22 protein-coding genes are annotated in these 23,484 nt (G+C 68.8%); 13 read left to right on the top strand and 9 right to left on the bottom strand.

Translation table 11 applies throughout. The annotated features are described in order from the left end of the window. Positions 1 to 53 precede the first annotated feature (53 nt). Both ACFXI3_RS16325 and ACFXI3_RS16320 read left to right on the top strand, forming a co-directional pair. Positions 54 to 2,063, top strand: a complete 2,010-nt coding sequence (locus tag ACFXI3_RS16325) for a hypothetical protein (RefSeq protein ID WP_378400172.1) — start codon at positions 54 to 56, stop codon at positions 2,061 to 2,063. Between the two features lie 24 nt (positions 2,064 to 2,087). Beyond that, positions 2,088 to 2,285, top strand: coding sequence for a hypothetical protein (locus ACFXI3_RS16320; protein ID WP_037815747.1), 198 nt, complete (start codon positions 2,088 to 2,090; stop codon positions 2,283 to 2,285). A 10-nt stretch (positions 2,286 to 2,295) separates the two neighbouring features. On the opposite strand, the gene ACFXI3_RS16315 is transcribed toward ACFXI3_RS16320, so the two are convergent. Genes ACFXI3_RS16315 through ACFXI3_RS16305 form a run of 3 tightly spaced genes read right to left on the bottom strand, consistent with a single transcriptional unit; the run spans position 2,296 to position 5,277 of the window. Then, positions 2,296 to 3,099: a hypothetical protein gene (locus ACFXI3_RS16315; RefSeq protein ID WP_378400171.1), complete on the bottom strand. Its 804-nt coding sequence runs from the start codon at positions 3,097 to 3,099 to the stop codon at positions 2,296 to 2,298. Then, positions 3,096 to 4,259 (bottom strand): SMI1/KNR4 family protein, encoded by a 1,164-nt coding sequence (locus ACFXI3_RS16310; protein ID WP_378400170.1) that lies wholly within the window; start codon positions 4,257 to 4,259, stop codon positions 3,096 to 3,098. Before ACFXI3_RS16310 ends, ACFXI3_RS16315 begins: the two co-directional genes overlap by 4 nt. A gap of 58 nt (positions 4,260 to 4,317) precedes the next feature. Then, positions 4,318 to 5,277 carry an AAA family ATPase gene (locus ACFXI3_RS16305; RefSeq protein WP_378400169.1) on the bottom strand — a complete coding sequence of 320 codons (960 nt, stop codon included), beginning with the start codon at positions 5,275 to 5,277 and terminating at the stop codon, positions 4,318 to 4,320. 113 nt (positions 5,278 to 5,390) lie between these two features. Here ACFXI3_RS16305 and ACFXI3_RS16300 point away from each other — a divergent pair, with 113 nt between their 5' ends. Together ACFXI3_RS16300 and ACFXI3_RS16295 are read left to right on the top strand one after the other, a co-directional pair. Then, a complete protein-coding gene (locus ACFXI3_RS16300) occupies positions 5,391 to 6,809 on the top strand; it encodes an RNB domain-containing ribonuclease (protein WP_377926003.1) in 1,419 nt (472 codons plus the stop codon). After that, entirely contained in the window at positions 6,806 to 7,570 is a 765-nt protein-coding gene (locus ACFXI3_RS16295) for a helical backbone metal receptor (RefSeq protein WP_378400168.1), read from the top strand. The genes ACFXI3_RS16300 and ACFXI3_RS16295 overlap by 4 nt, the downstream gene beginning before the upstream one ends. Here the strand turns inward: ACFXI3_RS16295 and ACFXI3_RS16290 are convergent. Together ACFXI3_RS16290 and gabT are read right to left on the bottom strand one after the other, a co-directional pair. Then, on the bottom strand, positions 7,551 to 8,978 hold the full coding sequence (locus ACFXI3_RS16290) for an aldehyde dehydrogenase family protein (protein ID WP_378400167.1): 1,428 nt from the start codon (positions 8,976 to 8,978) through the stop codon (positions 7,551 to 7,553). The two genes, ACFXI3_RS16295 and ACFXI3_RS16290, sit on opposite strands and share 20 nt — an antisense overlap. Beyond that, positions 8,975 to 10,330, bottom strand: coding sequence for a 4-aminobutyrate--2-oxoglutarate transaminase (gabT, locus tag ACFXI3_RS16285; protein WP_378400166.1), 1,356 nt, complete (start codon positions 10,328 to 10,330; stop codon positions 8,975 to 8,977). Before gabT ends, ACFXI3_RS16290 begins: the two co-directional genes overlap by 4 nt. A 103-nt stretch (positions 10,331 to 10,433) precedes the next feature. Between gabT and ACFXI3_RS16280 the strand changes: the two genes are divergently transcribed. After that, on the top strand, positions 10,434 to 11,852 hold the full coding sequence (locus tag ACFXI3_RS16280) for a PucR family transcriptional regulator (RefSeq protein ID WP_378400165.1): 1,419 nt from the start codon (positions 10,434 to 10,436) through the stop codon (positions 11,850 to 11,852). Here the strand turns inward: ACFXI3_RS16280 and ACFXI3_RS16275 are convergent. Together ACFXI3_RS16275 and ACFXI3_RS16270 are read right to left on the bottom strand one after the other, a co-directional pair. Further along, complete coding sequence (locus ACFXI3_RS16275) at positions 11,842 to 12,582, bottom strand: cache domain-containing protein (protein ID WP_378400164.1); 741 nt, start codon at positions 12,580 to 12,582, stop codon at positions 11,842 to 11,844. The genes ACFXI3_RS16280 and ACFXI3_RS16275 overlap by 11 nt on opposite strands. Positions 12,583 to 12,614: 32 nt before the next feature. Then, the gene (locus ACFXI3_RS16270) at positions 12,615 to 13,358 is read right to left on the bottom strand and encodes an FCD domain-containing protein (protein ID WP_344288431.1); all 744 of its coding nucleotides are present in this window, start codon (positions 13,356 to 13,358) and stop codon (positions 12,615 to 12,617) included. Positions 13,359 to 13,471: 113 nt separating this feature from the next. Between ACFXI3_RS16270 and ACFXI3_RS16265 the strand changes: the two genes are divergently transcribed. From ACFXI3_RS16265 to ACFXI3_RS16240, 6 genes are all read left to right on the top strand, one after another. Continuing rightward, positions 13,472 to 14,887 (top strand): gamma-aminobutyraldehyde dehydrogenase, encoded by a 1,416-nt coding sequence (locus ACFXI3_RS16265; protein WP_378400163.1) that lies wholly within the window; start codon positions 13,472 to 13,474, stop codon positions 14,885 to 14,887. Between the two features lie 32 nt (positions 14,888 to 14,919). Next, the gene (locus ACFXI3_RS16260; protein ID WP_344288427.1) at positions 14,920 to 15,996 is read left to right on the top strand and encodes an ABC transporter ATP-binding protein; all 1,077 of its coding nucleotides are present in this window, start codon (positions 14,920 to 14,922) and stop codon (positions 15,994 to 15,996) included. A 26-nt stretch (positions 15,997 to 16,022) separates the two neighbouring features. Then, positions 16,023 to 17,231 carry an ABC transporter substrate-binding protein gene (locus ACFXI3_RS16255; RefSeq protein WP_344288425.1) on the top strand — a complete coding sequence of 403 codons (1,209 nt, stop codon included), beginning with the start codon at positions 16,023 to 16,025 and terminating at the stop codon, positions 17,229 to 17,231. Positions 17,232 to 17,357: 126 nt separating this feature from the next. Then, complete coding sequence (locus ACFXI3_RS16250; RefSeq protein ID WP_037815731.1) at positions 17,358 to 18,239, top strand: ABC transporter permease; 882 nt, start codon at positions 17,358 to 17,360, stop codon at positions 18,237 to 18,239. Positions 18,240 to 18,254: 15 nt separating this feature from the next. Then, positions 18,255 to 19,058, top strand: coding sequence for an ABC transporter permease (locus tag ACFXI3_RS16245; protein ID WP_370940174.1), 804 nt, complete (start codon positions 18,255 to 18,257; stop codon positions 19,056 to 19,058). A 12-nt stretch (positions 19,059 to 19,070) separates the two neighbouring features. Then, a complete protein-coding gene (locus ACFXI3_RS16240; protein WP_378400162.1) occupies positions 19,071 to 19,388 on the top strand; it encodes an alpha/beta fold hydrolase in 318 nt (105 codons plus the stop codon). Here ACFXI3_RS16240 and pip read toward each other — a convergent pair. Then, positions 19,333 to 20,271 (bottom strand): prolyl aminopeptidase, encoded by a 939-nt coding sequence (gene pip / locus ACFXI3_RS16235; RefSeq protein WP_378400161.1) that lies wholly within the window; start codon positions 20,269 to 20,271, stop codon positions 19,333 to 19,335. The two genes, ACFXI3_RS16240 and pip, sit on opposite strands and share 56 nt — an antisense overlap. A gap of 96 nt (positions 20,272 to 20,367) precedes the next feature. After that, positions 20,368 to 21,342: a hypothetical protein gene (locus ACFXI3_RS16230; protein ID WP_378400160.1), complete on the bottom strand. Its 975-nt coding sequence runs from the start codon at positions 21,340 to 21,342 to the stop codon at positions 20,368 to 20,370. A 233-nt stretch (positions 21,343 to 21,575) separates the two neighbouring features. Between ACFXI3_RS16230 and ACFXI3_RS16225 the strand changes: the two genes are divergently transcribed. Beyond that, positions 21,576 to 22,523, top strand: a complete 948-nt coding sequence (locus tag ACFXI3_RS16225) for an undecaprenyl-diphosphate phosphatase (protein WP_344288413.1) — start codon at positions 21,576 to 21,578, stop codon at positions 22,521 to 22,523. Between the two features lie 16 nt (positions 22,524 to 22,539). Continuing rightward, the gene (locus ACFXI3_RS16220; RefSeq protein ID WP_378400159.1) at positions 22,540 to 23,478 is read left to right on the top strand and encodes a cytochrome c oxidase assembly protein; all 939 of its coding nucleotides are present in this window, start codon (positions 22,540 to 22,542) and stop codon (positions 23,476 to 23,478) included. Positions 23,479 to 23,484: the final 6 nt, after the last annotated feature.

Here is a 23,484-nt window from a genome sequence, read left to right as displayed (position 1 = left end):
AGTCGCGGCCTGTCCACGAGCACGTGGCCGCGCGCTGGCAGAGGATGGCACACGTGGCACGGAAATTCGGCAAGCGAGGCAAGACAGGCCAGAGCGAGCCCCAGGACCCGGCGGCGCTGTTCGGCACACCGCAGCCGCCGCGCCAGTCCGCGCACCCCGCGTCCAGCACCCCGTTGGCGGACCTGCTGAACCAGGGAATGCCCGGTGTCGACGGCGGGTACGTCGTCCTGCCGCGATCGCTGGCGGAGGGCATGTCGCTGCCGTGGCAGCAGCAGATGGCGGCTTTGCTGGCCCAGTTCCACGCGGAGCACGCCCGGTTGTCGTGGCCGGTGTACCGGGTGGTCCCGTCTCGTTACGAGCGGTTGGTCGATCTCGACGAGGAGCAGTTGGCCGAGGCGGGCTATCTCGTGGAGATGGACGCCGAGGGGGAGATGGTCTACCGGGAGCGGAGCGGCCGGAAGGTCCAAGACCCGGACCGGACGACTGTGCTCGTGTCCTGTCTGGACCCGATCCCGCGCCCGGCCGCGGCTGGTCCGGCGCCTTCGGGAACGGATCGACCGGTGGGGCCGTTGCCCGCGCCGGTGCCGATGAACATCGGACCCGCGCCGGTTTGGCGATCGGTGCCCAACGGTCCTGCTGAGGGGGCGGCTGGGCCGGTGAACACCGGTCAGGCACCACCTCCCGCGCCGCGTCCGCCGGAGGAGCCGCGCCCGTCCGCCGGTGCTGAGCCGGTGGCGAACGGCCAGACCAAGGCTCCGGAACCGGCTGCGCCCGCGCCGCCCGCCGCGACGGCTGACCAGGTTCCGGAGACCGTCAGCCCGGCCCCCGCGGCAGAACCACCCCAGTCCGACCCAGCGCCCGCAACCGACTCGGGCACGACTGTCGAAGAACCGGCTGCTCCGCACAACTCGGATTCCGCTCCGTCCGCAGTGGAGGAAGCACCGCCCGCAGCTCCCGCAACGGCGAGCCCGACCTCCGCGGCGCCCGCACCTGTCCCGGCACCGCACGAAGCTCCCGCTCCGCAGGCCGATCAGCAGTTGCGGGCGAGGCAGTCGTGGCAGCCGAAGCCGTACGTCCACGAGCCGAGGCAGCCCGCACGTCCGGCGGAACCGTTGCCGCCGCAAGGAAATCCAGCGCACGGCCAGGCTCCGCAGCCGGGAGGGCATCAGCCCCAGTACGTCGCTCCGTCACCGGCGCAGCAGACTCCGCCCGCGCCCCAACCCCCAGCGCAGCAGACTCCGCCCGCGCCCCAACCCCCAGCGCAGCCGCCCTTTTCCGGGACGCCGCACCAGGTTCCGGCGGTGCCTCCCGCCGCGCCGGTCACGGAGCAGCCGACGAACCCTGCCGCGCAGCAGCCGTTCGCACCCAGCACCCAGCAGCAACCTCCGGCTCAGCCGAGCGCGCAGCCGCTTCCGCCGACTGCACCTGCCGCGCAGCAACCGGCTCCGCCCGCACCGGCCGCGCAGCAACCGGTTCCGCTCGCACCTGGCCCGCAACAGGCCGCGCCTGCGCAACAACCTCCGGCGCAGCCTGCCTCGCCACCACTTCCGCAGGCGAACCCTCCGGCACAGCAACCGCTGCCGCCAGCGAACCCCCCTGCACAGCAACCGCTTCCGTCCGCACCAAGCGCCCCATCGGCTCCGTCCGCGCAGCAATCCCCGGCGCAGCCGCAGGCAAACCCATCGCAGCCAGCCCCTCCCGCCACGGGCGCTCCGTTCCAGCTGCCACAGCCCAGCGGCCGCCGCCGACCCGCCGAGACCGGGCCGGACGGGCGACCGCTGCCGGTTTTCCCCGGGCAGGAGACCGGCCCGTCCGCACCGCCGCCGTCGCGGACGTATCGGGACGAGCCGCCGGTCTTTCCCGGCAAGGAGTCAGCCGTACCGCCGGTGCCGGATTACGGTGCTTCCTCCCCGGCGGACGACGCCGCGACCCCGCCCCGCGGCATCCCCGTTCCGGACAACCGAGACTGGTTCGACGAGCATCCCGACCACAAGGACGACGGCCCGGCCGACTTCGGGCCCACCGGGCAGCCCACCGAGGTCCCGTTCCGCTGGCGCAAGTGAGCGGGCAGGTGTCAGGCTGAACCCATGTCTGACGACCCGAACCCGGACCAGGGCTGGTACTACAACACCCGCACCCACGAAGTCGAGCACCTGGAGCGCAGCCGCGGAGTCGACCTCCTCGGCCCGTACCCGGACGAGGCCACGGCCCGCCGCGCGCTCGACATCGCCCGCGAACGCACCCGCCAGGCCGACGCGGCCGACCGCTCCTGGGACGGCGACTGACCTGGGCCGGTCAACCGTGGATCCGCGGCTTCGTGCGCGGCTGGCTCCACAGCTGCAGCAGACAACCGGAATCCGCGGTGTGGAACCGGATCCGGTAGTCGCCGTGTCCGGCGGGCAGGGGCGGGAGTTCCAGCTCCCGCCCGGCCACCTCGCGCAGGACGGCGTGGCCGGATTGAAAACGGCAGCTCAGCTCCGCGATCCGGCGATAGGACCGGTCGGGGCCGGGGTCGCCGGGAGACAGCGTCACGGTCAGGGGAAGGTCGCCGTCGTGGACGGGAGACCAGAACAAGGCCGCGCCGGGGACGGCGTCGATCAGGTCCGCGGACTCGGCCGACGCCGGGATCGGCAGGATGTCGCCGAGCCGACGGCCTCGGTCGAGGAGCGCGAACTGGCCGGTCCGGACACGCAGGACGAAGCCGAGTCGTTCGGTTCGCGCGGTCGCGCGCCGGTCGGGGGCCACCTCCTCGGGGACGCCGTCGGGGAAGCCGTGCCCGGCGAGGTATTCGGCTAGCTCCGCGTCGGTGACCTGCCGGGCGCGGTCGGCGAGGCCGGGGACGTCTCCCGGCTCCGGTCGTTCGTACCTGCTGACGACCACCACCTGACCCGGGCCTTCGGGCAAGGGCCCGGGCCATTGGCTCACCGAGACCGTCCCGCACGTTCGGCAGGCGACCCGTCTGATGTTGACGGTCCCGCCGGACGCGTCGGCCCGCGTTTCGGTCGGTTCGAAGGCGAACTCGGGGAAATCGTGCGGACGACCGCAGGCGCGCAGGATCTGGTCCAGCGCGACGTCTTCTCGGGTCGGGACGGGGTTCACTGGTCGCCTCTCGGTTGAGCCAGCAGTTCGCGGCCGCGTTCTCCGGTGAAGCTGGCCGCCAATACCGGGTCGGCGAGCAGCGCGATCGGGGCAACGTGGTCGGCGCTGCGAGGCCGCCAGTGCACCAGTGCCGCCCGCACGGCCCGCCACAAGGCTTCGGGGTCGTCCGGGTGCTGGTCCAGTGCTTCCCTGACCCGTAGGTCGAACTCCGGGTTGCCGAACCTCGGGCGGGGCCCGTCCCGTCGAAGCCGGGCCTGGCCCTCGCCGACGGCGAGCTGGATCTCCGGACTCTCGCCCATCATCGCCGTCCGCAGTGTCGAGCGGTGGTAGGGCGTGGTGGCGCGGGCGTGCTCGGCCAGCAGCCACGGCATGAACTCCTCGGTGAACAGCGGATCGGCGAAAAAACCGTCGCGCGCGAACTCCGAGTGCAGCAGCCTGCTGAGCGAAAGTCCGGCCGGGTAGTCGCGGCCGAGAAAAAGATCGAGCTGGACCATCAGCACCGTCGCCCGGTCACGGCCGAACTTCTCGGCTTGCTTGAGCGCCGCCGCGGCGCTGTCGACCTCGCCGGCCAGAGCGTCGAGCCGGGCTTGTTCGACCTTGGCGTCCCATGCGTCGCGGGTCTCGCCTTCCGGCCGGTGCAGCCGGTGGAAATCGGCGTACAAGTCCTCCATCAGCGCGGCGAACGACGCGAACTTGGCAGGCGGCGCGGCCAGCCAGGAGAACAGGCTGTAGGCCGCCCACTCACCGGCCTCGTCGACGTCGCCAGGGTCGAGGAACAAGATCCCGACGTCGGCCTCGAGCGAGATCAGCAGCCCTCGGCTGAATTTGTTGCCCTCGCTCGGATTCGGCTCGCCTTCGGAGAGCTCTTCCCACTCCTCCCAGAGCGGCTCGAGGTCGCGCAGCCATCCGAGATTGGCGGTGTCCCGCATGCGCCGGACGGACGGTCCGGCTTCTCGCCAGCCGTCGGTGGTCAGCAGGAATTCCCGATACGACGGCGGCAGTTTCCGGCCGAGGCGCGCCTCCGCCCCGGCGACCGCCTCCGCGCTCGCCGGGGCGAAGCCGAGCCATCGATCGCGCAGGACTCGCGGGTCGAGGTCGGCGGGCTTCGTGCTCTGGACCCACTCCGCGCTCCACCGAGACAGCCATGGTCTCCAGTCCATAGCCGCCATTATGTCGGCGCGGCTCCGCCTCAGGCGGCCAATTCGGCGAGGTCTCCGATTATCCCGCGACGAGAGCCGGATCCAGGACGAACTCCGGGTCCACCTGCTCCGCCAGATCCGCTCCCGCGCGCCCGTTCCCCCAGGCCCGCGCGTTGCGCAGGTGGAACTCCACGCCCTGCCGCTGGTACCGCGCCCAGTCCCGTGGCGTCGTGTCCACCAGGTCCTGCATCGCGGCCAGCGTCGCCAGGTTGCGCGGCTCCAGTTCGCCGATCGGCCGGGTGGTCCCGCGCTCGGCGGCTCGGACATGTCCGGACGTCGTCATCCAGCCCAGCAGCGCCGAACCCAGTTGCGTGGTCAGGAAATCGACGTCGTCGCTGTCGGTGACCTTGTTTCCGACGGCTACCAGGTGAACCCCGAAGTCCCGCGCGTGATCCGCGTACTGACGGTAAACACCGACGCTGCGCAGGGTCGGTTCGCACACCAGGAAGGTCACGTCGAAGCGCGTGAACAGGCCCGAGGCGAATGCGTCGGCACCGGCGGTCATGTCCATCACCACGTACTCGTCCGTGCCGTCCACCAGGTGGTTCAGCAGCAACTCGGCCGCGCCGACCTTCGAGTGGTAGCAGGCGACGCCGAGGTCATCCTCGTCGAATTTGCCGGTGACGCCCAGCCGGACGTCGCCCAGCGAGCGGAAGCAGGCGTCGAAGACGGGGTTGTCCTCGAAGGGGCGCACGAGCCGCGAGCCGCGGCCGGGCGGGGTGGTTTTGATCATCGCGTCGGCGGACGGGATCCGCGGGTTGTCGCCGCGCAGGTAGTCCTTGATCAGCGGCATGTTCTCGCCCAGGGTCGGCCACGCCAGCGCCTGTTCCTCGGTCGCGCCGAGGGCTACCGCCAGGTGCTGGTTGATGTCGGCGTCGATGGCCAGCACCGGTTTGCCCGCACCCGCCAAGTACGAGACGAACAGCGACGAGAGCGTGGTTTTCCCGCTGCCGCCCTTGCCGACGAACGCGATCTTCACCGATTCGGCCCCTTCTGAAAATGAAGACGGTTATCAATGCCAGGCAGGCTACACCCGACCGGCCCGCGCCCGAACGGGCGATCATCGGCGGTTCGGCGGGATAGTGTTGGACCGTGCCGCCACTCGTGCTGAGGACGCCAGCGTCGGGAGGGGACTTCGGTCGTCTCCGGGCGGAGTTCGCGCTGCCGGAGTCGTTCGGGCCCGCGGTGCTCGCGGAGGCCGAAACGGCGGTGCTCGATCCGCTCGCGTCGGCCGGCGGCCGCGAGGACGCCACTGACCTGCCGTTCGTGACGATCGATCCGCCCGGGTCCAAGGACCTCGACCAGGCGATGGTGATCGAGCGGCTCGGCAGCGGGTTCCGGGTGCAATACGCGATCGCGGACCTGGCGGCGTTCGTGCCGCCGGGCGGGGCGCTCGATCACGAGGCGCGGCGGCGCGGGCAGACGCTGTATCTCCCGGACGGCAACGTCCCGCTGCATCCGCCGGTGCTGTCCGAGGGCGCGGCCAGCCTGCTGCCGGGGGAGACCCGGCCCGCGGTGTTGTGGACGATCGACGTCGACGAGGGCGGGGAAATCCTCGCCACCCGGGTCCGGCGGGCGTTGGTGCGTTCGACCGAGCAGCTCGACTACGAAGGGGTGCAGTCGTCGCTCGACGCCGGGCGGCCGCATCCGTCGGTGGCCGCGTTGCCGGAGCTGGGACGGTTGCGGCGCGCTCTGGCGGTGCAGCGCGGCGCGGTCGAGTTGCAGTTGCCGGAGCAGGAGATCAGCGGCGACATCGACGGCGGCTGGATTCTCGCGCGCCGGCCGCGGACGGTCGTCGACGCGTGGAACGCCGAAATCTCTTTGCTCACCGGGATGGCCGCGGCGCGGATCATGATCGACGCCGGGATCGGGGTGCTGCGGACGCTGCCGTCGCCGGAGCCGGACGCGGTGGAATGGCTGCGCCGGTCCGCGGCGGCGACCGGGCTGGCCTGGCCGGTCGAGCTGACGGTGTCCGAGTTTCTGTCTACTTTGGACCCGGGACAGCCCGCGTCGATGGCGTTGTATGCCGACACCACCAGGCTTTTGCGGGGCGCGGGTTACACGGCCTTCGCCGGGGAATTGCCCGCGGTGACGACGCATGCCGGGATCGGCGGGGCGTACGCGCACGTCACGGCACCGATTCGGCGGCTGGTCGACCGGTTCGGCACCGAGGTGTGCCTGGCGGTGACGGCGGGGCGCGAAGTGCCGGATTGGGTCCGCGAGGCGTTGTCCGAAGTACCGGCGCAGATGTCCGCTTCGGACAGTCTGGCCGCGCGGGTGGAGCGCGCGTGCATAGACCAGGTCGAGGCGTGGGTACTCGCTGAGCATGTGGGTCACGAGTTCACCGCGGTGGTGCTGCGTGCGGAAGAGACGCGCGCGGAGATCCTGGTCGAGAATCCGCCGGTGATGGCGAAGTGCTCCGGCGAGAAGTTCCCGGAGGGCGAGCGGATCGCGGTGCGGCTGACCGAAGTGGACGTCGAGCAGCGGAAGGTGTCGTTCGAACGGGTATGAGGAACGCGGAACTGGTCGATGATCTCGGCGAGCCGGTGCCGATCGAGGGCCCGCCGCGGCGGGTGGTGTCGCTGGTGCCGTCGCTGACCGAGGCGGTCGAGGTCAGCGCGCCCGGGCGGCTGATCGGGGCGACGGATTACTGCACGCATCCGGCCGATCTGGACGTGGAACGGGTCGGCGGGTCGAAGTACCCGAAGCTCGACCGGGTGCTCGCGCTCGAACCGGATCTGGTGCTGGCGAATTCCGAGGAGAACCGGCCGGAGGACGTCGAAACCCTGCGCGCCAACGGGATTCCGGTGTTCGTCATGGCGGCAGCGGAATCCGTGCCTGCCGCGTTGGGATCATTGCGGCGGATTTTCGGCCAGGTGTACGGCATCGACGAACCGGAATGGCTCGACACCGCGGACGAGCTGTGGCGCGAGGTGGAGCCAGTGCGGTACCGGGCGGTGATTCCGGTGTGGCGCAAGCCGTGGATCGTGCTGGGGCGCGACACCTTCGCCGGAGACGTGCTTCGCCGGGTCGGGATCGAGAATGTCTACTCAGGACACTCCGAGCGGTATCCCCGGCCGTCGCTGGAAGAACTCCAGAAGACCGGGGCCGACCTGGTCGTACTGCCCGACGAGCCGTACGAATTCACCCAGGACGACGGCCCCGGCTTCTTCCCGGAGATGCGCCCGGTGCTGGTTTCCGGGCGCTACCTCACGTGGTACGGACCGTCCCTCGTGGACGCCTACGCGGCGCTCAGAGAGTCAGTCCGGTAAGGACGGTCACGCGCTCCTCGGTGAAGTCCGCCATCGCCGCCGCCGGTCCTTCGCGGCCGACGCCGGAGTCCTTTACCCCGCCGTAAGGCATCTGGTCGGCGCGGAAGCTCGGCACGTCGCCGACCAGCACGCCGCCCACCTTGAGCCGGGCGGACACGTCGAACGCGGTCGGCAGGTCGCGGGTGAACACGCCGGTCTGCAAACCGAAGCGGGACGCGTTGATCCGCTCGACGCCGTCGTCCACAGAGGACACGCGAACCAGCGAGACCACCGGGCCGAAAACCTCGTCCGCCATCACCGAAGCGTCCTCGGGAGCTTCGGCGAGTACGGTCGGCTCCACCGTCGCGCCCTTACGGCCGCCACCGGCCAGCAGCTTGGCACCGGCGACAACCGCGTCGGTGACCCAGGATTCGACCCGCGTAGCGGCTGCCTCGTTGACCAGCGGGCCCACGTCGACGCCGTCCTCGCGCGGGTTTCCAGTGCGCAGCGCGGCAACCTGCTCGAGAACCTTCGCCTGCAACTCGTCGTAGACGTCGGTGTGCGCGTAAACCCGCTGCACCGAGATGCACGACTGTCCGGCCTGGTACATGGCGAACGTCGCGATCCGCTGCGCGGCGAAGTCCAGGTCAGTCCAATCCGGACAGACGAGCACCGCGCCGTTGCCGCCGAGCTCCAGCGCGACGTGCTTGCGCGGCACGCTGTCGCGGATCGCCCAGCCGACCGGCACCGAACCGGTGAACGACACGACCGGCAGCCGCGGGTCCTTGACCAGTTCGGCGGTCGCTTCGTTGCCCAGCGGCAGAATCGACCAGCTGCCCGCCGGAAGATCGGTCTCGGCAAGGATTTCGCCGAGCAGCAGCGCGGTCAGCGGCGTCGCCGGGGCGGGCTTGAGCACGATCGGCGCGCCGACCGCGATCGCCGGGGCGACCTTGTGCGCCACCAGGTTCAGCGGGAAGTTGAACGGCGTGATGCCCAGCACCGGGCCGCGCGGCACACGCCGGACGAGCGCGAGCCGTCCGGTGCCGCCCGGGTCGGTGTCGAGGCGCTGCAGGTCGCCGGAGAACCGGCGGGCTTCCTCGGAGGCCCAGCGGAACGTCGACACCGCACGGCCGATCTCGCCGCGCGACCACTTCAGCGGCTTGCCCGATTCGGCGGTGATCAGCTGCGCGATCTCTTCCGCCCGCTCGGAAAGCCGCCGCGAGATGTGGTCCAACGCGCCCGCGCGGACGTGCGCGGGCAGCGTCGCGTACTCGTCGGCGACGTCGGCCGCGGACTGGACCGCGGCCTCCACATCGGACGGTCCGGGCAGGTAGTGCGAACCGGCTTCGGAACCGTCGAACGAATGCCGGACGACGGTCGTTTCGCTGCTGGTTACCGGCTTTCCGGCCACCCAGAACGGGAAAGTCACTTGCGGGCCTCCGTGGCGATCGCGTACTCGAGAACGGCGAGGCCTTCGTCGAGCAGCTCGTTGGACAGGGACAGCGGGGGAAGCAGCCGGACGATGTTGCCGTAGGTGCCGCAGGTCAGCACCACGACACCCTGCGCATGGCAGGCGGCGGCAATGCGCTTGGTGAGGTCAGCGTCCGGCTCGTTCGTGCCGGGCTTGACGAACTCGGCCGCCAGCATCGCGCCGCGTCCGCGGACGTCGCCGATCACGCCGGTTTCCTCGGCCAGCGCCCGAAGTCGCGGCAGCACCAGTTCTTCGATGCGCTTCGCGGAACCGGTCAGGCCGTCGTTGCGCATGGTCTCGATCGCGCCCAGCGCCGCGGCGCACGCGATCGGGTTGCCGCCGTAGGTGCCGCCGAGCCCGCCCGGGCCGACCGCGTCGAGCAGCTCCGCGCGCCCGGTCACCGCGGCGAGCGGAAGGCCGCCCGCGATGCCCTTGGCCGTGCAGACCAGGTCCGGGATGACGTCCTCGTGCTGCGAGGCGAACCAGTTGCCGGTGCGGCAGAAGCCGGTCTGCACCTCGTCGGCGACGAACACGACGCCGTTCGCCTTGCACCACGCGGAAATCGCGGGCAGGAAACCGGGAGCGGGTTCGATGAATCCGCCCTCGCCCTGGATCGGTTCGAGCACGACGGCCGCGACCTGGTCGCCGCCGATCTGCTTCTCGATCCGGTCGATCGCCTGCCGCGCGGCCTCCGGGCCGGCCAGCCCGTCGCGGTACGGGTACGAGCCCGGCACGCGGTACACCTCGGGCGCGAACGGGCCGAAGCCGTGCTTGTAGGGCACCGATTTCGCGGTCATGCCCATGGTCAGGTTGGTACGGCCGTGGTAGGCGTGGTCGAACACGACGACGGCCTGGCGACCGGTGGCGGTGCGCGCGATCTTCACCGCGTTCTCGACCGCTTCGGCGCCGGAGTTGAACAGCACCGACTTCTTCGCGTGGTCGCCCGGCGTCAGCTCGGCCAGCGCCTCGCAGACTTCCACGTAACCCTCGTACGGGGTCACCATGAAACAGGTGTGGGTGAACAGCGCCGCCTGCTCGCGCACCCGGTCGACCACCTCGGGCGCGGAATGCCCGACGCTCGTCACCGCGATCCCGGAACCGAAGTCGATCAGCACGTTGCCGTCGGCGTCGGTGAGCAGGCCGCCGCTGGCGGAGGTGATGTAGGCGGGCAGCGTGGACGCGACCCCGGCGGCGACCGCGTTCGCGCGGCGCTCCTGCAGCGCGCGGGAAGCGGGCCCGGGGATCTCGGTCTGCAGCCTGCGCTGCCGGGGTGCCGGAGCCTGCGGCTCGGCGGCGGTGCTCGTGGTCACGGCTCGCTCCTGTACGCGTGGGTGGGTCGTCATCAGGATGGGGCCTGCGCCGTTCGCAGTCAGCTGGCCGTTCTGTCCAATTCGGCAGCTAGACTTAGCCGTTATGGCACTCACCCTGCGCGCCCTCGCCGCCGAACCCGCGCTCGGCCTGCGCGTGGTCGCGGGCGAGGCCGGGCTGGACCGCCCGATCGGCTGGGTGCACCCCACCGAGCTGACCGACCCGCAGAGCTTCCTCGAAGGCGGCGAACTGCTGCTCACGACCGGCCTGACGCTCTACAGCGCGACCTACGCGGCGTACCTCCGGCGGCTGGTCGACGCGGGTGTCGCCGGGCTTGGGTTCGGCGTCGGGCTGAGCCACGCGAAGGTGCCGGACGCGTTGGTGGCGGTCGCCGACGAGGTCGGATTGCCGGTGCTGGAGGTGCCGCGGAAGACGCCGTTCATCGCGATCACGCGCGCGGTGTCCCGGTCGGTCGCCGCCGACGAGTACGCCGCGACAGTGCGAATCGGTCGAGCTCAACAGGAGCTGACCCGCACGGCCGTCGGGCGCGCCGGTGCCGGGGGAGTGGTGCGCCGGCTCGCGCGGCTTATCGACGGCTGGGCCGTGCTCTACGACTCCGCCGGACGCGTGCGCGAGGCGTCGTCGGCTAAGGCGCGCAGTGTCGGCCTGGACATCACCGGCCTTCGCGCAGGCACGCGCGTGGTGTCCCATGGCGACGACGAGGTCGTCATCCAGACCCTGCACACACGAGGTGCGCTGGCGGTCGGCACTGCGGAACCGTTGGACAGCACCGGGCAGCACATCGTCAACACAGCTGTCTCGCTGCTTTCTCTTGCCCTGGAACAGGACCGCGCACAGCGGCTTTCGCTCTCCCAACTGCACACCGGTGTGCTTGAGCTGCTCGCCGCCGGACACCACGAGCTGGCCCGCGAGGTCGTGCCGGATCTTCCGCCGGAACCGTGGATGGTGCTCGCGGTGGCAGGCAGCAAGGCCGCCCGGAACACGCTGTACGAACGGCTGGAAACCCTTGCCGGGCAAGTGTTCGCCGCACATCGCGGCGACAAGCTGATCGTGCTGGCCGAGAACGACGAGGTGAGCGCGATCGTCGCCGAGACCGGCGAGTTCCACAGTGGACTGTCGACCGGGGAGTTCCCGACCGCGCTAAAGCAGGCGGAAGAAGCGGCCGAGGCGGCGCGGACGCAGCGGGTGCCGATGCTGCGGTACGCCGACCACGCCGGGGCCGGGCTGCTCGGCCTGGTCGATCACCAAGCCGCGCAAGCGTTTTCCGACCAGCTCCTCGCGCCGGTGCGAGAGTTCGACCGCACCGGCCGCGGCGACCTGGAGCTGTCCCTGCGCTGCTGGCTCGAACACCACGGCCACTGGGACCTCGCCGCGACGAAGCTCGGCGTGCACCGGCACACCCTGCGCAACCGGGTCACCAAGGCGGCCGAACTGCTCGGCCGGGACCTTGACGCACCCGGCGTCCGCGCGGAATTGTGGTTCGCTCTCCAGGTCAGGTCGTGACCAGCAACGTGATCGGCGAATCCCCGCAGCGCCGCAACGTCATCCCGCCCGGTGCCGTATACGGTTCCGCGCCGGAGGCCCACCAGGCAGGCACGTCGATCTCGCGCACCAGCGACCCGGTCGCCTTCCGCACGCTGTTCGACACGATCACGCGGCCCTGCGCGTTGAGCAGCGCGGCGGTCCGGCCGAGTGCGCGAAGCCGGCGACTCACCGTGCGCTCGAACTCGCGCACATACACGTCCGCACCAACGACTCCGGCGAATTCCTCACCGCGCGTGACAGGCACGGTGAAGGTCAGCGTGTATTCGTCAGTGCAGAGATAGTCCACGTACGGCCCGTTGACGTGCCGCCGGCCGCTGTCGCGCGGCACGGTAAACCACGATTGCCGCGTGTAGTCAAGGAAATTGGGGCTCTCCGGATCAAGGCTGATGAACAGCTGTTCCGGCGCGCCGTCGTCGGCGCGGCACGAAGTCCACCACTCGAAACCGAGTTCCTGATCAGCAAGGACATTCGGCGCGCTGACGAAGCCCGCGCCGACCACGAGGCCGCCGAGCGCCTCGATGACCTGCGGCCGGATCGTGTGCAGCGCTTCGGCGGACAGGTCGGCGGTTTCGCCGAGCAGCGTTTCCGCGGCGGCCAGAACTGGTTTCAGGCGCGCGAAAATCTCCTCGACGAGGGCGGAAACCTGGGTCACTACCTCTTCGCCGGTCAGCGTGTGGGTGTCGGTCACGATGCTCACCTCGTGATGCGGGTCATCGGAGCTTACGGCGTTTCGAGGGTCAGGTGCAGATCTGCGAGCCGATCAAGCGCGCCGAGAAGGTGTTCTTCGGTCAAGGCGCGCGCCCGATCGCCGTCGGCCGAGGCGATCGCGGTGACGATCGCCTGGTGCTCAGCGTAAGACCCACGGCAGGTTTCCTTGTCGCCGAGGGGCGCCCAGAGCAATACGCCATGTTCGCTCTGCAGCTGAACTTCCTGGTTGGTGAGCCGCGGGGACTGTGCGGCGGCGGCGACTTCGAGGTGGAAGTGCCGCTCCGCGCGGGTCGCGTCGGGGCCGCTCGCGCCGAGGAGGTCTTCCGCGGTGAGCCGCAGCCGTTCGAGATCTTCGGGAGTGCTGCGTTCGGCGGCGAGTTTCGCGGCCGAGCCCGCGACGGCGAGGTAGTGGTCGCCGAAGTCGCGAAGTTCAGCCATTGAGACCAATCGCAGGCGTTCGGCCCACGAACTCTGCGCGGGCCAGTCCGGGGTGCGCACGAAGCTGCCGCCGCCGCGTCCGCGCCGCGTTTCGACGAGACCCTGCTGCCGCAGCACCGCGAGCGCCTCGCGCACGGTGACGGTGGAGACCCGGAACTGCGCGGCGAGTTCGGCCTCGCTCGGCAACTGCTCTGCGTCGTCGAGGAGACCGAGGGTGATGGCGTCGAACAGCCGCGCCGCGACCGCTTCCGCGCGCCCCACCTGTTCCAGCGGAGCGAACATCGCCAGTCGTGCGCTGTTCGACATCTCCTTGCGCATCGTTGGTCCACCCGTCTCGGCATCCGTTGGTGCCAATCCTGCCCCAGGGCCTTGTCATTTGAAATATGGAGTTATATGTTTCATCCTGCCACGGAGAGTCAGGAGGCGCACGCGTGCAGGAGTTGAAGCACTACATCGGCGGGACTTACGTCGACTCGCTGTCCGGAAAGGTCGCGGAAATCGTCGACCCGGTTACCGGCCGTGCGTACTGCACCGCGCCGGTGGCCGGCGCCGAGGACGTGGACCGCGCGCTGAAGGTCGCCGCGGAAGCGTTCGAAAGCTGGCGCGAGACCACCCCGGCGCAGCGGCAGCTCGCACTGCTGAAGATCGCCGACGCGCTCGAGGCGCGCGGCGAGGAGATCATCCGCGTCGAAGCGCAGGACACCGGCAAGCCGTTCGCGCTGACCATGGAGGAGGAGCTGCCCGCGGTCATCGACCAGGTGCGCTTCTTCGCCGGTGCCGCGCGCGTGCTCGAAGGCCGCTCGGCCGGCGAGTACATGGAAGGCCACACGTCGTTCATCCGCCGCGAGCCGGTCGGCGTCTGCGCGCAGGTGACGCCCTGGAACTACCCGCTGATGATGGCGATCTGGAAGATCGCGCCGGCGCTCGCCGCGGGCAACACCATCGTGCTCAAGCCGTCGGACACCACTCCTGCCTCCACGCTGCTGCTCGCCGAGATCTGCGGCGAGCACCTGCCCGCGGGCGTGTTCAACGTGATCTGCGGCGACCGCGACACCGGACGTGCGTTGGTAGAGCACGACATTCCGGCGATGGTGTCGATCACCGGCTCGGTGCGAGCGGGCATCGAGGTCGCCGGTTCGGCGGCGCACGACGTCAAGCGCGTGCACCTCGAACTGGGCGGCAAGGCTCCGGTGATCGTGTTCCCGGACGCGGATCTCGAAGCCGCCGCCGAAGCCATTGCCGCGGCCGGGTATTTCAACGCGGGCCAGGACTGCACGGCCGCCACTCGCGTGCTGGTGCACGACGACGTGCACGACACTTTCGTCAACGCGCTCACTCGCCAGGCCGAGGCGAACAAGACCGGCACGGACGACGACGTCGCCTTCGGTCCGCTCAACAACGAGGCACAGCTGGAAAAGGTCTCCGGCTTCATCGACCGGCTCCCCGGGCACGCGACTGTCCACTGTGGAGGACGGCGCTCCGGCGACGAGGGCTATTTCTACGAGGCCACCGTGGTTTCCGGCGTCCAGCAGGACGACGAGATCATCCAGAACGAGGTCTTCGGCCCGGTCATCACGGTGCAGCGGTTCACCGAGGACGACGAAGCGCTCAAGCACGCCAACGGTGTTCCTTACGGCCTCGCCTCCTCGGTGTGGACCAAGGACCACCAGCGCGCCATGAAGTTCTCGGCGAAACTCGATTTCGGGTGCGTGTGGATCAACACGCACATTCCGCTCGTGGCCGAGATGCCGCACGGCGGGTTCAAGCGGTCCGGCTACGGCAAGGACCTCTCGCTGTACGGCCTCGAGGACTACACCCGCGTCAAGCACGTGATGAGTGCGCTGTAGCCGTCGTGACCAGATCCATGGGAAGGCCTGTCATGCCCCATCAAGCCCCCGCCGAGACCCGGCCGCCGGGAAGGCGTCCGCAGTCGGCGCAGCCGGCGATCCGGCTCACCGGACTGGAAAAGCACTTCGACAAGGTGCGTGCCGTGGACGGGGTCGACCTCGACATCCCGCCCGGCGAGTTCTTCTCGATGCTCGGCCCGTCCGGTTCCGGCAAGACCACCGTGCTGCGGATGATCGCCGGATTCGAACTGCCCACCGCGGGCACGATCGAACTCGAAGGCAAGGACGTGAGCCAATTGGCTCCGTTCGACCGCGACGTCAACACGGTTTTCCAGGACTACGCGCTCTTCCCGCACATGACGGTGCAGCAGAACGTGGAGTACGGCCTGAAAGTCAAGCGGGTCGCGAAGGCCGAACGCCGGGACCGCGCGAAGGAAGCGCTGCGCACGGTGCGACTGGAGGACTTCGGCGACCGGAAGCCGTCGCAGATGTCCGGTGGACAGCGACAGCGCGTCGCGCTCGCCCGCGCTCTCGTAAATCACCCGAAAGTGTTGCTTTTGGACGAACCCCTTGGCGCGCTTGACCTGAAGCTGCGCCAAACCATGCAGGTCGAGCTCAAGCAGATCCAGCGCGAGGTCGGCATCACCTTCGTCTTCGTCACCCACGATCAGGACGAGGCGCTCACCATGAGCGACCGGATCGCCGTGTTCAACGCGGGCCGCATCGAACAGGTCGGTACTCCGGTCGAGGTTTACGAACGCCCGGCAAGTGCTTTCGTAGCAGGCTTTGTCGGCACATCGAACCTGCTCAGCGGGCGCAGCGCCGAGGCGGTGATCGGCAGGCCGGGGGTCTACAGCATCCGGCCGGAGAAGATCCGCATCGACGGAGACCTTGCGTCTCCGGCCGGTCCCGGAGAGACTTCTGCGACCGGTTCGGTCACGGATGTCGTTTATGCCGGTTCGACGGTGCGCTACGCTGTCGCGCTCGATGCCGGGGGCCAATTGTCCGTTGTCCGCCAGAACACCAGCGAGCCGACCGAGTTCGCCGACGGTCGCGTCCGCCTGCGCTGGCGCCGCGAACACAGTTTCCGGGTCCCCGAAGCCGGCTAGTTCCTCACGGGAAGGTTTCTCTCGCTATGAAGAACAGGAAGACGCTGCTCGCAGGGCTGTGCGGCGTGAGCCTCCTGCTCGCTGCCTGCGGCACCTCGGGCTCCGACTCCAAAGCGGGGTCGGCGCCAGGCGCACAGGGCTTCACGCCGCCGAAGCTGAACGCGCTGACGCAGCTCGGCCAGCCGGAAGGCCAGCTGAACGTGCTCGCGTGGCCCGGCTACGCGGAAAACGGCTCGAACGACGCGAAGGTCAACTGGGTCACGCCGTTCGAGCAGCAGACCGGATGCAAGGTCAACGTCAAGCCGTTCGGCACCTCGGACGAGGCCGTGACGCTGATGAAGACCGGGCAGTACGACGTGGTTTCGGCCTCCGGCGACGCCTCGCTGCGGCTGGTCGCCTCGGGCGACGTCGAGCCGGTCAACACCGCGCTCGTGCCGAACTACAACGACATTTACCCGTTCCTCAAGAACAAGTCGTGGAACAGCGTCAACAACGTCGCCTACGGCATCCCGCACGGCTGGGGCGCGAACGTGCTGGCCTACCGCACCGACAAGGTGCAGCCGGAGCCGAAGTCGTGGTCGCCGATGTTCGACGAGAAGTCGCAGTTCAAGGGCAAGGTCATCGCCTACGACTCGCCGATCTACATCGCCGACGCCGCGCTGTACCTGATGGCGCACCAGCCCGACCTCGGCATCAAGAACCCGTACGCCTTGGACGACAAGCAGTTCAAGGCGGCCACGGACCTGCTCAAGAAGCAGCGCCCGCTGGTCGAGGAGTACTGGTCGGACTATCTCAAGGAAACGCAGTCGCTCAAGAGCGGCGACGGCGTGATCGGCACGGCCTGGCAGGTGACGGTGAACCTCGCGAAGAGCGAAGGCGCGCCGATCGCGGCCACGGTGCCGAGCGAAGGTGCGACCGGCTGGTCGGACACCTGGATGGTGTCCGCGAAGTCGCAGCACAAGACGTGTGCGTACAAGTGGATGGACTACATCACGAGCCCCAAGGTGAACGCCCAGGTCGCCGAGTACTTCGGTGAGGCCCCGGCGAACTCCAAGGCCTGTGCGGAGTTCAAGGACAAGTCGCTGTGCGACACCTACCACGCCAACGACGCCGCGTACGCCGCCAAGATCCAGTACTGGACCACGCCGATCCCGCAGTGCCTCGACGGCCGCACGGACGTCAAGTGCAAGGACTACGGCGACTGGACCCGGGCCTGGACCGAGATCAAGGGCTGAGCCGGCTCTCGCGGATGCCGGTTCCCACCGCGCCGGCATCCGTGAGTCCGCCGGGGGTTGCGGGCACTCCCCAATGTTCCCGCAGCCCCCGGCTTTTCTCCCTTCCGCACCCGAAAGCGCTATGACATGACCGCCGTGAGCCCGCCGAGTCACCGCATCTCGGCTTTCTTCCACCGCAAACCCCAGCTGCGCCTCGGACTTCTCCTCACCGCGCCGATGCTCTGGCTCGGCCTGGCCTACCTCGGCGCGCTCGCCGCCCTCTTCATCACGGCCTTCTGGTCCACCGACGTCTTCACCGGCAAGGTGGTCACCGACTGGTCCTTCGACAACTTCGTCACCCTGTTCAGTGATTCGGTTTATCGCACGATCACGTTCCGCACCGTCGGCATCGCGCTGCTGGTGACCGTGATCGACGCGGTGATCGCCTTCCCGATGGCCTTCGCCATGGCCAAACTCGCGTCGCCGCGGGCGCAGCGCCTGCTGGTGATCATGGTGATGACGCCGCTGTGGGCGAGCTACCTGGTGAAGGCCTACGCGTGGCGGACCCTGTTGTCCGGCAACGGAGTGCTGAACTGGCTGCTGGACCCGCTCGGCCTGTCCGGCCCGGGTTACGGCGTCACCGCGACCGTGATCACGCTGTCCTACCTCTGGCTGCCGTACATGATCCTGCCGATCTACGCGGGCCTCGAGAAGCTTCCGACGTCCCTGGTGGACGCTTCCGGCGACCTCGGCGCGAAATCGTTCCGCACGTTCCGTTCGGTGATCCTGCCGCTGACGTTCCCGGCGATCGTCGCGGGTTCGATCTTCACCTTCTCGCTGTCGCTCGGCGACTACATCGCGGTGAAGATCGTCGGCGGCACTTCGCAGATGCTCGGAAATGTCGTGTACGACAACATCGGCGCGGCCAACAACCTGCCGTTCGCCGCGACCGTCGCGACGGTTCCGGTCGTGATCATGCTCGTCTACCTGGCCGCGGTGCGTCGCACCGGTGCGCTGGACAACCTCTAGGAGACCGCCGTGCGGATGTCGAAACCCGCCCGGGTGCTGCTGTGGACCGCACTCGGCGCCGGATTCGCGGTGATCTATTTCCCGCTGCTGGTGGTCCTGCTGAACTCGGTCAACGCCGACACCACGTTCGGCTGGCCGCCCAAGAGCTTCACCCTCGAATGGTGGGGCCGGGCGATCACCAACGAGGGCGCCCTGCACGCCTTGTGGACCAGCGTCATCGCCGGCCTTTCGGCGACCGCGATCGCGTTGGTGCTCGGCACGATGGCCGCGTTCGCGTTGCAGAAGTACCGGTTCTTCGGGCGCAACTCGTTGTCGCTGCTGGTGATCCTGCCGATCGCACTGCCCGGCATCGTCACCGGCATCGCGCTGAACAACGCGTTCCGGACGATCTTCGGCCTCGACCTCGGCCTGATGACGGCGATCGTCGCGCACGCCACGTTCTGCATCGTGGTGGTGTTCAACAACGTGGTCGCCCGGTTGCGCCGGATGGGCGGGAACCTGGAAGAAGCGTCGATGGACCTCGGCGCGGACGGCATGACGACGTTCCGCCTGGTGACGTTCCCGATGCTGCGATCCGCTTTGCTGGCAGGCGGTTTGCTGGCGTTCGCGCTGTCGTTCGACGAGATCATCGTGACGACGTTCACCCTCGGCACGGGCATGGAAACGCTGCCGATCTGGATCTACAACAACCTGTTCCGCCCGAACCAGGCCCCGGTGGTCAACGTGGTGGCGGCGGTGCTGATCATCGTGTCGACGGTGCCGGTCTACCTGGCCCAGCGGCTTTCCGGCGGCGACAGCTCCAGCGGCGGCCGGATCTAGCTTCGAAGGTCCGTGAAGGGCTCCTTGAGGGAATCAGATTCCTTCAAGGAGCCCTTCACGGCTTTAAACCGGTTGCCGCGCCCGAGGACTGACGTCATCCGGCATTTCGACCTCGACCGACCCGCCGTCATCGGACATTCGCTCGGCGGCATGCTGGCGGCGTTGTGGGCCGAGGAACATCCCGAATGCCCGCTCGCGGTCAACCTGGACGGGCACACGAATCCCACCGGCCCGGTGCTGCGCGGCTTCGTCGACGAGCAAGTCCGGCGAGGAGCTACCGGAACCCGTCCGTCGCCTCGCGGAGCGCCGCGAGAATGCCGGGATCGGTAACCGCGTGCCCCGCGGATTCGGTGAGCTTCAACGTCGAACCGGGCCAAGCCCGATGCAGCTGATACGCCGTGATCGGCGGGCACACCGCGTCATAGCGCCCCTGCACCAACACTCCCGGAATCCCAGCGAGCCGACCCGCGTCCCGGATCAGCTGGCCTTCTTCCAACCACGCCCCATGCTGGAAGTAGTGCACCGCAAGACGAGCGAACGTCAACGCGAACTGCGGATTCGCGTACTGGTTCACAAAGGACTGTTGCGGCAGCAACGCCACCGTCGCGCCTTCCCAAATGCTCCAAGCAATCGCGGCCCGCTCGCGTACCGCGGGGTCGGGGGAGTGGAGCAGCTCGGCATACCCGGCGAGCGGGTCGTCCGAGTGGTCCAGCGGCTCCAGAAAAGCGTCCCACTCCGCAGGGAACAGGTTCGCCGCGCCACCACGATAAAGCCAGTCCAGTTCCCGCTGCCGCACGGTGAAAATCCCGCGCAACACCATCTCGGACACCCGCGACGGATGGGTCTCCGCATAAGCCAGCGCGAGCGTCGAACCCCACGACCCGCCGAACAGCTGCCACCGCTCGATATTCAGCCGTTCGCGCAGCCGTTCCATGTCGGACACCAAGTGCCACAACGTGTTCGCCGTCAAGTCGTCGCCGGCGTTGGGCGTGCTGCGCCCGGCTCCACGCTGGTCGAACAGGATGATCCGGTACGCCTCGGGGTCGAAATGCCGCCGGGTCATCGGGGAGGAGCCGCTTCCCGGCCCGCCGTGCAGCACCACCACCGGTTTCCCCTGCGGGTTACCGGCTTCCTGGCAGTAGATCCGGTGTCCGTCGCCGACGTCCAGCATTCCGTCGGCGCGCACCGGGATCGGCGGGTAAAGCTCGTCCATACCGGACACTCTTCCCGAAGGGTCTCCACGTCAGGAAGGGAGGGTGGGGGCCCGCCCCCGCCGCCGGGCTGAGCGGGCCCCCGTCTGTGATCGCGGTCAGCAGCCTGGTGTCGCGGCTACGTTCGCGAAGCCCTTCCCGGCGCCTCCCACCTTGTTGCTGGCGCAGACCTTGTTCCCGGTGGCCGCCTTGACCACGTAGAAACCGTAGGCCGAGGGCGCCTGCACGTCCGCGGTGTTGTCCGAGAAGGTGTTGTTCTGGCCCCAGCCGTCGACCTGCACGTGGACCTCGAACGACCCGTAGGTCGCGTCGTGCACGAAGACCTTGCTGCCCTTGTTGCCGGTGACCAGGTATCCGTTGCCCTTCACGTCGACCCAGCTGTCGGCGTAGTTCTCGCCGCTCTGGCCGGTGCCGTCGAAGGTGTTGCCGCGCAGTTCGCCGCCGGTGGTGCCTTCCTTGACGTCGATCGACTCCGCGCGCACGTTGGGCCCGATCTTGTTGCCGATCGCCTTGTTGCGGTCGCTGTGATCAGGCTGCCCGTTCGGCCAGTTGCTGTTGGCCGAGCCGAAGTAGATGCCCTCGCCGAAACCGCCGTTTTCCTTGCCGGTGTCGGAGATTTCGGAGTTCTGCACGACGTTGTCGCTGCTGCCGTGCTGGAAGTGGATGCCCTCGTTGCCGATGCCGGTCACCTTGAGCCCGTCGACCAGCGTGTGGTTGACGCCCAGCGCCATCACGCCTTTCTGGCCGCCGGTGACGGTGAAGCCGGACAGCGTCCAGTAGCTGCCGGTCAGCTCGATGGTGCGGCCGCCGGAGGCCTGCACGACCGCGCTGCGCGGGCCGGTGAGGGTGATCCGGCCGGAGTCGGTGCCGTTGGCGGCGGCCTTGAAATTGCCGGTGTAGGTGGTGTTCGCGGCCAGCTGGATCGTGGTGCCCGGCTTGGTCGAGGCCAATGCGGTCTTCAGCTCGGCGGAAGTCTTGACCGGGACAGTCCCGGCGGACGCCGCGGGTGTGGCGAGTGCGAGCAGTGCTGCGGCTCCGGCAGTGGCTGCCAGAACTCGATCGCGGACGCGCATTCCAACCCTCCTCGTCGAGGCTCGATGACTTCGGATGCGGCGTGCGCTCACGCTAAGACATCGAGAGAACACTGGTCAAGTACATGATTGATGTTCATGGATGTGAACAGAATGAACAAAGGATGGCCGGAAAGTGTCGCCTGTGACTGTTCCCGCCCGGCTTGCTCGGAGTTAACCCGGTCCTCGGTAGTTTTTCCGCGGAATGCCCGAACTGCGGCGAGAAAGGCCCGTGAATGTCCGCGGTCAGCTACCTCGAGTCCATTGTCGTCGGCGCTTTGCAAGGCGTGTCGGAATTGTTTCCGGTGTCCAGTCTCGGGCACAGCGTCCTGTTGCCGGCGCTCGTCGGCGGAAGCTGGGGCCGCGACCTGAGCATCGGCAAGGATTCGCCGTACCTCGCGGTGCTGGTGGCGATGCACGTCGCCACCGCGATCGCGTTGATCCTCTTCTTCCGGCGCGACTGGGTGCGCATCGTCACCGGCCTGTGGACGTCGATCCGCCGGCGCGAGGTCCGCACGGCGGATCAGCGGCTCGCGTGGCTGCTCATCCTCGCCACGATCCCGGTCGGGATCGCCGGGCTGCTGCTGGAAAGCCTGCTGCGCGACGTGCTCGGCAAGCCGGTGCCGTCGGCGATCTTCCTGGCGCTCAACGGCGGCGTGCTCTTCGCCGCGGAGAAGTTCTCCCGGAAGCCCAGGACGGCGGTCGCGCGCGAGGAGGAGACCATCGACTTCAGCGCCGAGGAGACGATGGTGATGCGCGCGGTGACCGTCGACGAGGCGACCGACGTCCGGCTGTCGAAGCTGAGCGTGAAGGAAGCCGTGCTCATCGGTTCGGCGCAGATTTTGGCTCTGCTGCCCGGGATCAGCCGCTCCGGCATCACCATGGTGGCCGGTCTGCGCCGCGGTCTCGACCACGAGGACGCCGCCCGCTTCGCCTGGTTGCTGGCGACGCCGGTGATCCTCGCCGCGGGCGCGTTGAAGATGCCGTCGCTGTTCACTCCGGAGAACAAGCCGTCGCTCGGCCCGGCGCTGGTCGGCAGCGTGGTGGCGTTCATCGCCTCCTACATTTCTGTCCGTTTTCTGACGAAATACTTTGAAACGCGTACCTTGACCCCCTTCGCCATCTACTGCGCGGTCGCCGGAATCGGCAGTCTGATCTTCTTCGGGGTGTCAGGGGCGGCGTAGAGCGCAATTTCGCCGGGTGCACACTGAACGCATCGAAATCGTGCCTGACCTGCCGCCGCTGAGCGGATCGACGCTGTTCACGGCCTGGACCTTGGACGTCCCGGCCGTGCTCGTCGCGTTCGCGCTCGGCGCCGGCTACGTCGCGGCGGCGCGCCGTCAGGAGTGGTCAGCGGGGCGGACCACAGCGTTCCTCTCCGGGCTGGCCACGCTCATCCTCGTCACGTGCTCGTTTCTCGGCGTGTACGACACGACGCTGTTCTGGGTGCGCGCGACGCAGAACACCGTCCTGCTGATGGTCACGCCGTTGCTGCTCGCGCTCGGCGCGCCGGTGACGCTGCTGATGCGCACCGCGCCGCCTAAACTCGCTACATGGCTGCGTACGCACGGCCGTGGCAGCTTCGCGCAGTTCATCACGTTCCCGCTGTGCGTCACTGTCGTGCTGATCGCGCCGTTCCTGCTTATCTACCTCACGCCGCTGTACGAGCTCTCGCTCGACTCAGCGGTCGTCGGCGGCTTCGTGCGCGTGGCGCTCGTGCTGGCCGGCTTCTTGTACTTCTACAGCCGTGTGCAGCTCGATCCGACGCCGCGCAACGGTTCGCACCTGGTGTCGGTGTGGATCTCGTTCACCGAAGTGGTCTTCGACGGCGCGCTCGGCCTCGTGCTGTGGCTCGGCCCGCTGCTCGCGCCCGCGCACTACGACGCGGTGCACCGCGACTGGGGACCGGACCGGCGCGCCGACCAGATCATCGGGGCCGGCGTGCTGTGGATCGGCGGAGACGTCGCCGGGCTGCCGTTCGTCGGCGCGCTCTTCATCAGGTGGGCCCGCGACGACGAAAAACGGGCGAAACGGCTCGACCGGAAACTGGACGAGGAGGCAGCGGCAGGCGAGGCACCGGCGAAGGGATTGTGGTGGGAGAACGATCCGGAACTCGCCGAACGGTTCCGCCGCTCGTGAGTGCCG

It is taken from the genome of Amycolatopsis sp. NPDC059235 (assembly GCF_042754125.1).
Lineage (GTDB): Bacteria > Actinomycetota > Actinomycetes > Mycobacteriales > Pseudonocardiaceae > Amycolatopsis > Amycolatopsis albidoflava.
This window is presented reverse-complemented; position numbering and strand designations above follow the sequence as displayed.

What these genes read in the sequence shown, in the direction of transcription:
- pip (WP_378400161.1), bottom strand. Translation starts at nt 20,271, where the DNA reads ATGGACGAGCTTTACCCGCCGATCCCGGTGCGCGCCGACGGAATGCTG.
- ACFXI3_RS16245 (WP_370940174.1), top strand. Translation starts at nt 18,255, where the DNA reads ATGTCGAAACCCGCCCGGGTGCTGCTGTGGACCGCACTCGGCGCCGGA.
- ACFXI3_RS16225 (WP_344288413.1), top strand. Translation starts at nt 21,576, where the DNA reads ATGTCCGCGGTCAGCTACCTCGAGTCCATTGTCGTCGGCGCTTTGCAA.
- ACFXI3_RS16260 (WP_344288427.1), top strand. Translation starts at nt 14,920, where the DNA reads ATGCCCCATCAAGCCCCCGCCGAGACCCGGCCGCCGGGAAGGCGTCCG.
- ACFXI3_RS16280 (WP_378400165.1), top strand. Translation starts at nt 10,434, where the DNA reads ATGGCACTCACCCTGCGCGCCCTCGCCGCCGAACCCGCGCTCGGCCTG.
- ACFXI3_RS16250 (WP_037815731.1), top strand. Translation starts at nt 17,358, where the DNA reads ATGACCGCCGTGAGCCCGCCGAGTCACCGCATCTCGGCTTTCTTCCAC.
- ACFXI3_RS16230 (WP_378400160.1), bottom strand. Translation starts at nt 21,342, where the DNA reads ATGCGCGTCCGCGATCGAGTTCTGGCAGCCACTGCCGGAGCCGCAGCA.
- ACFXI3_RS16295 (WP_378400168.1), top strand. Translation starts at nt 6,806, where the DNA reads ATGAGGAACGCGGAACTGGTCGATGATCTCGGCGAGCCGGTGCCGATC.
- ACFXI3_RS16270 (WP_344288431.1), bottom strand. Translation starts at nt 13,358, where the DNA reads ATGCGCAAGGAGATGTCGAACAGCGCACGACTGGCGATGTTCGCTCCG.
- ACFXI3_RS16320 (WP_037815747.1), top strand. Translation starts at nt 2,088, where the DNA reads ATGTCTGACGACCCGAACCCGGACCAGGGCTGGTACTACAACACCCGC.
- ACFXI3_RS16310 (WP_378400170.1), bottom strand. Translation starts at nt 4,259, where the DNA reads ATGGACTGGAGACCATGGCTGTCTCGGTGGAGCGCGGAGTGGGTCCAG.
- ACFXI3_RS16255 (WP_344288425.1), top strand. Translation starts at nt 16,023, where the DNA reads ATGAAGAACAGGAAGACGCTGCTCGCAGGGCTGTGCGGCGTGAGCCTC.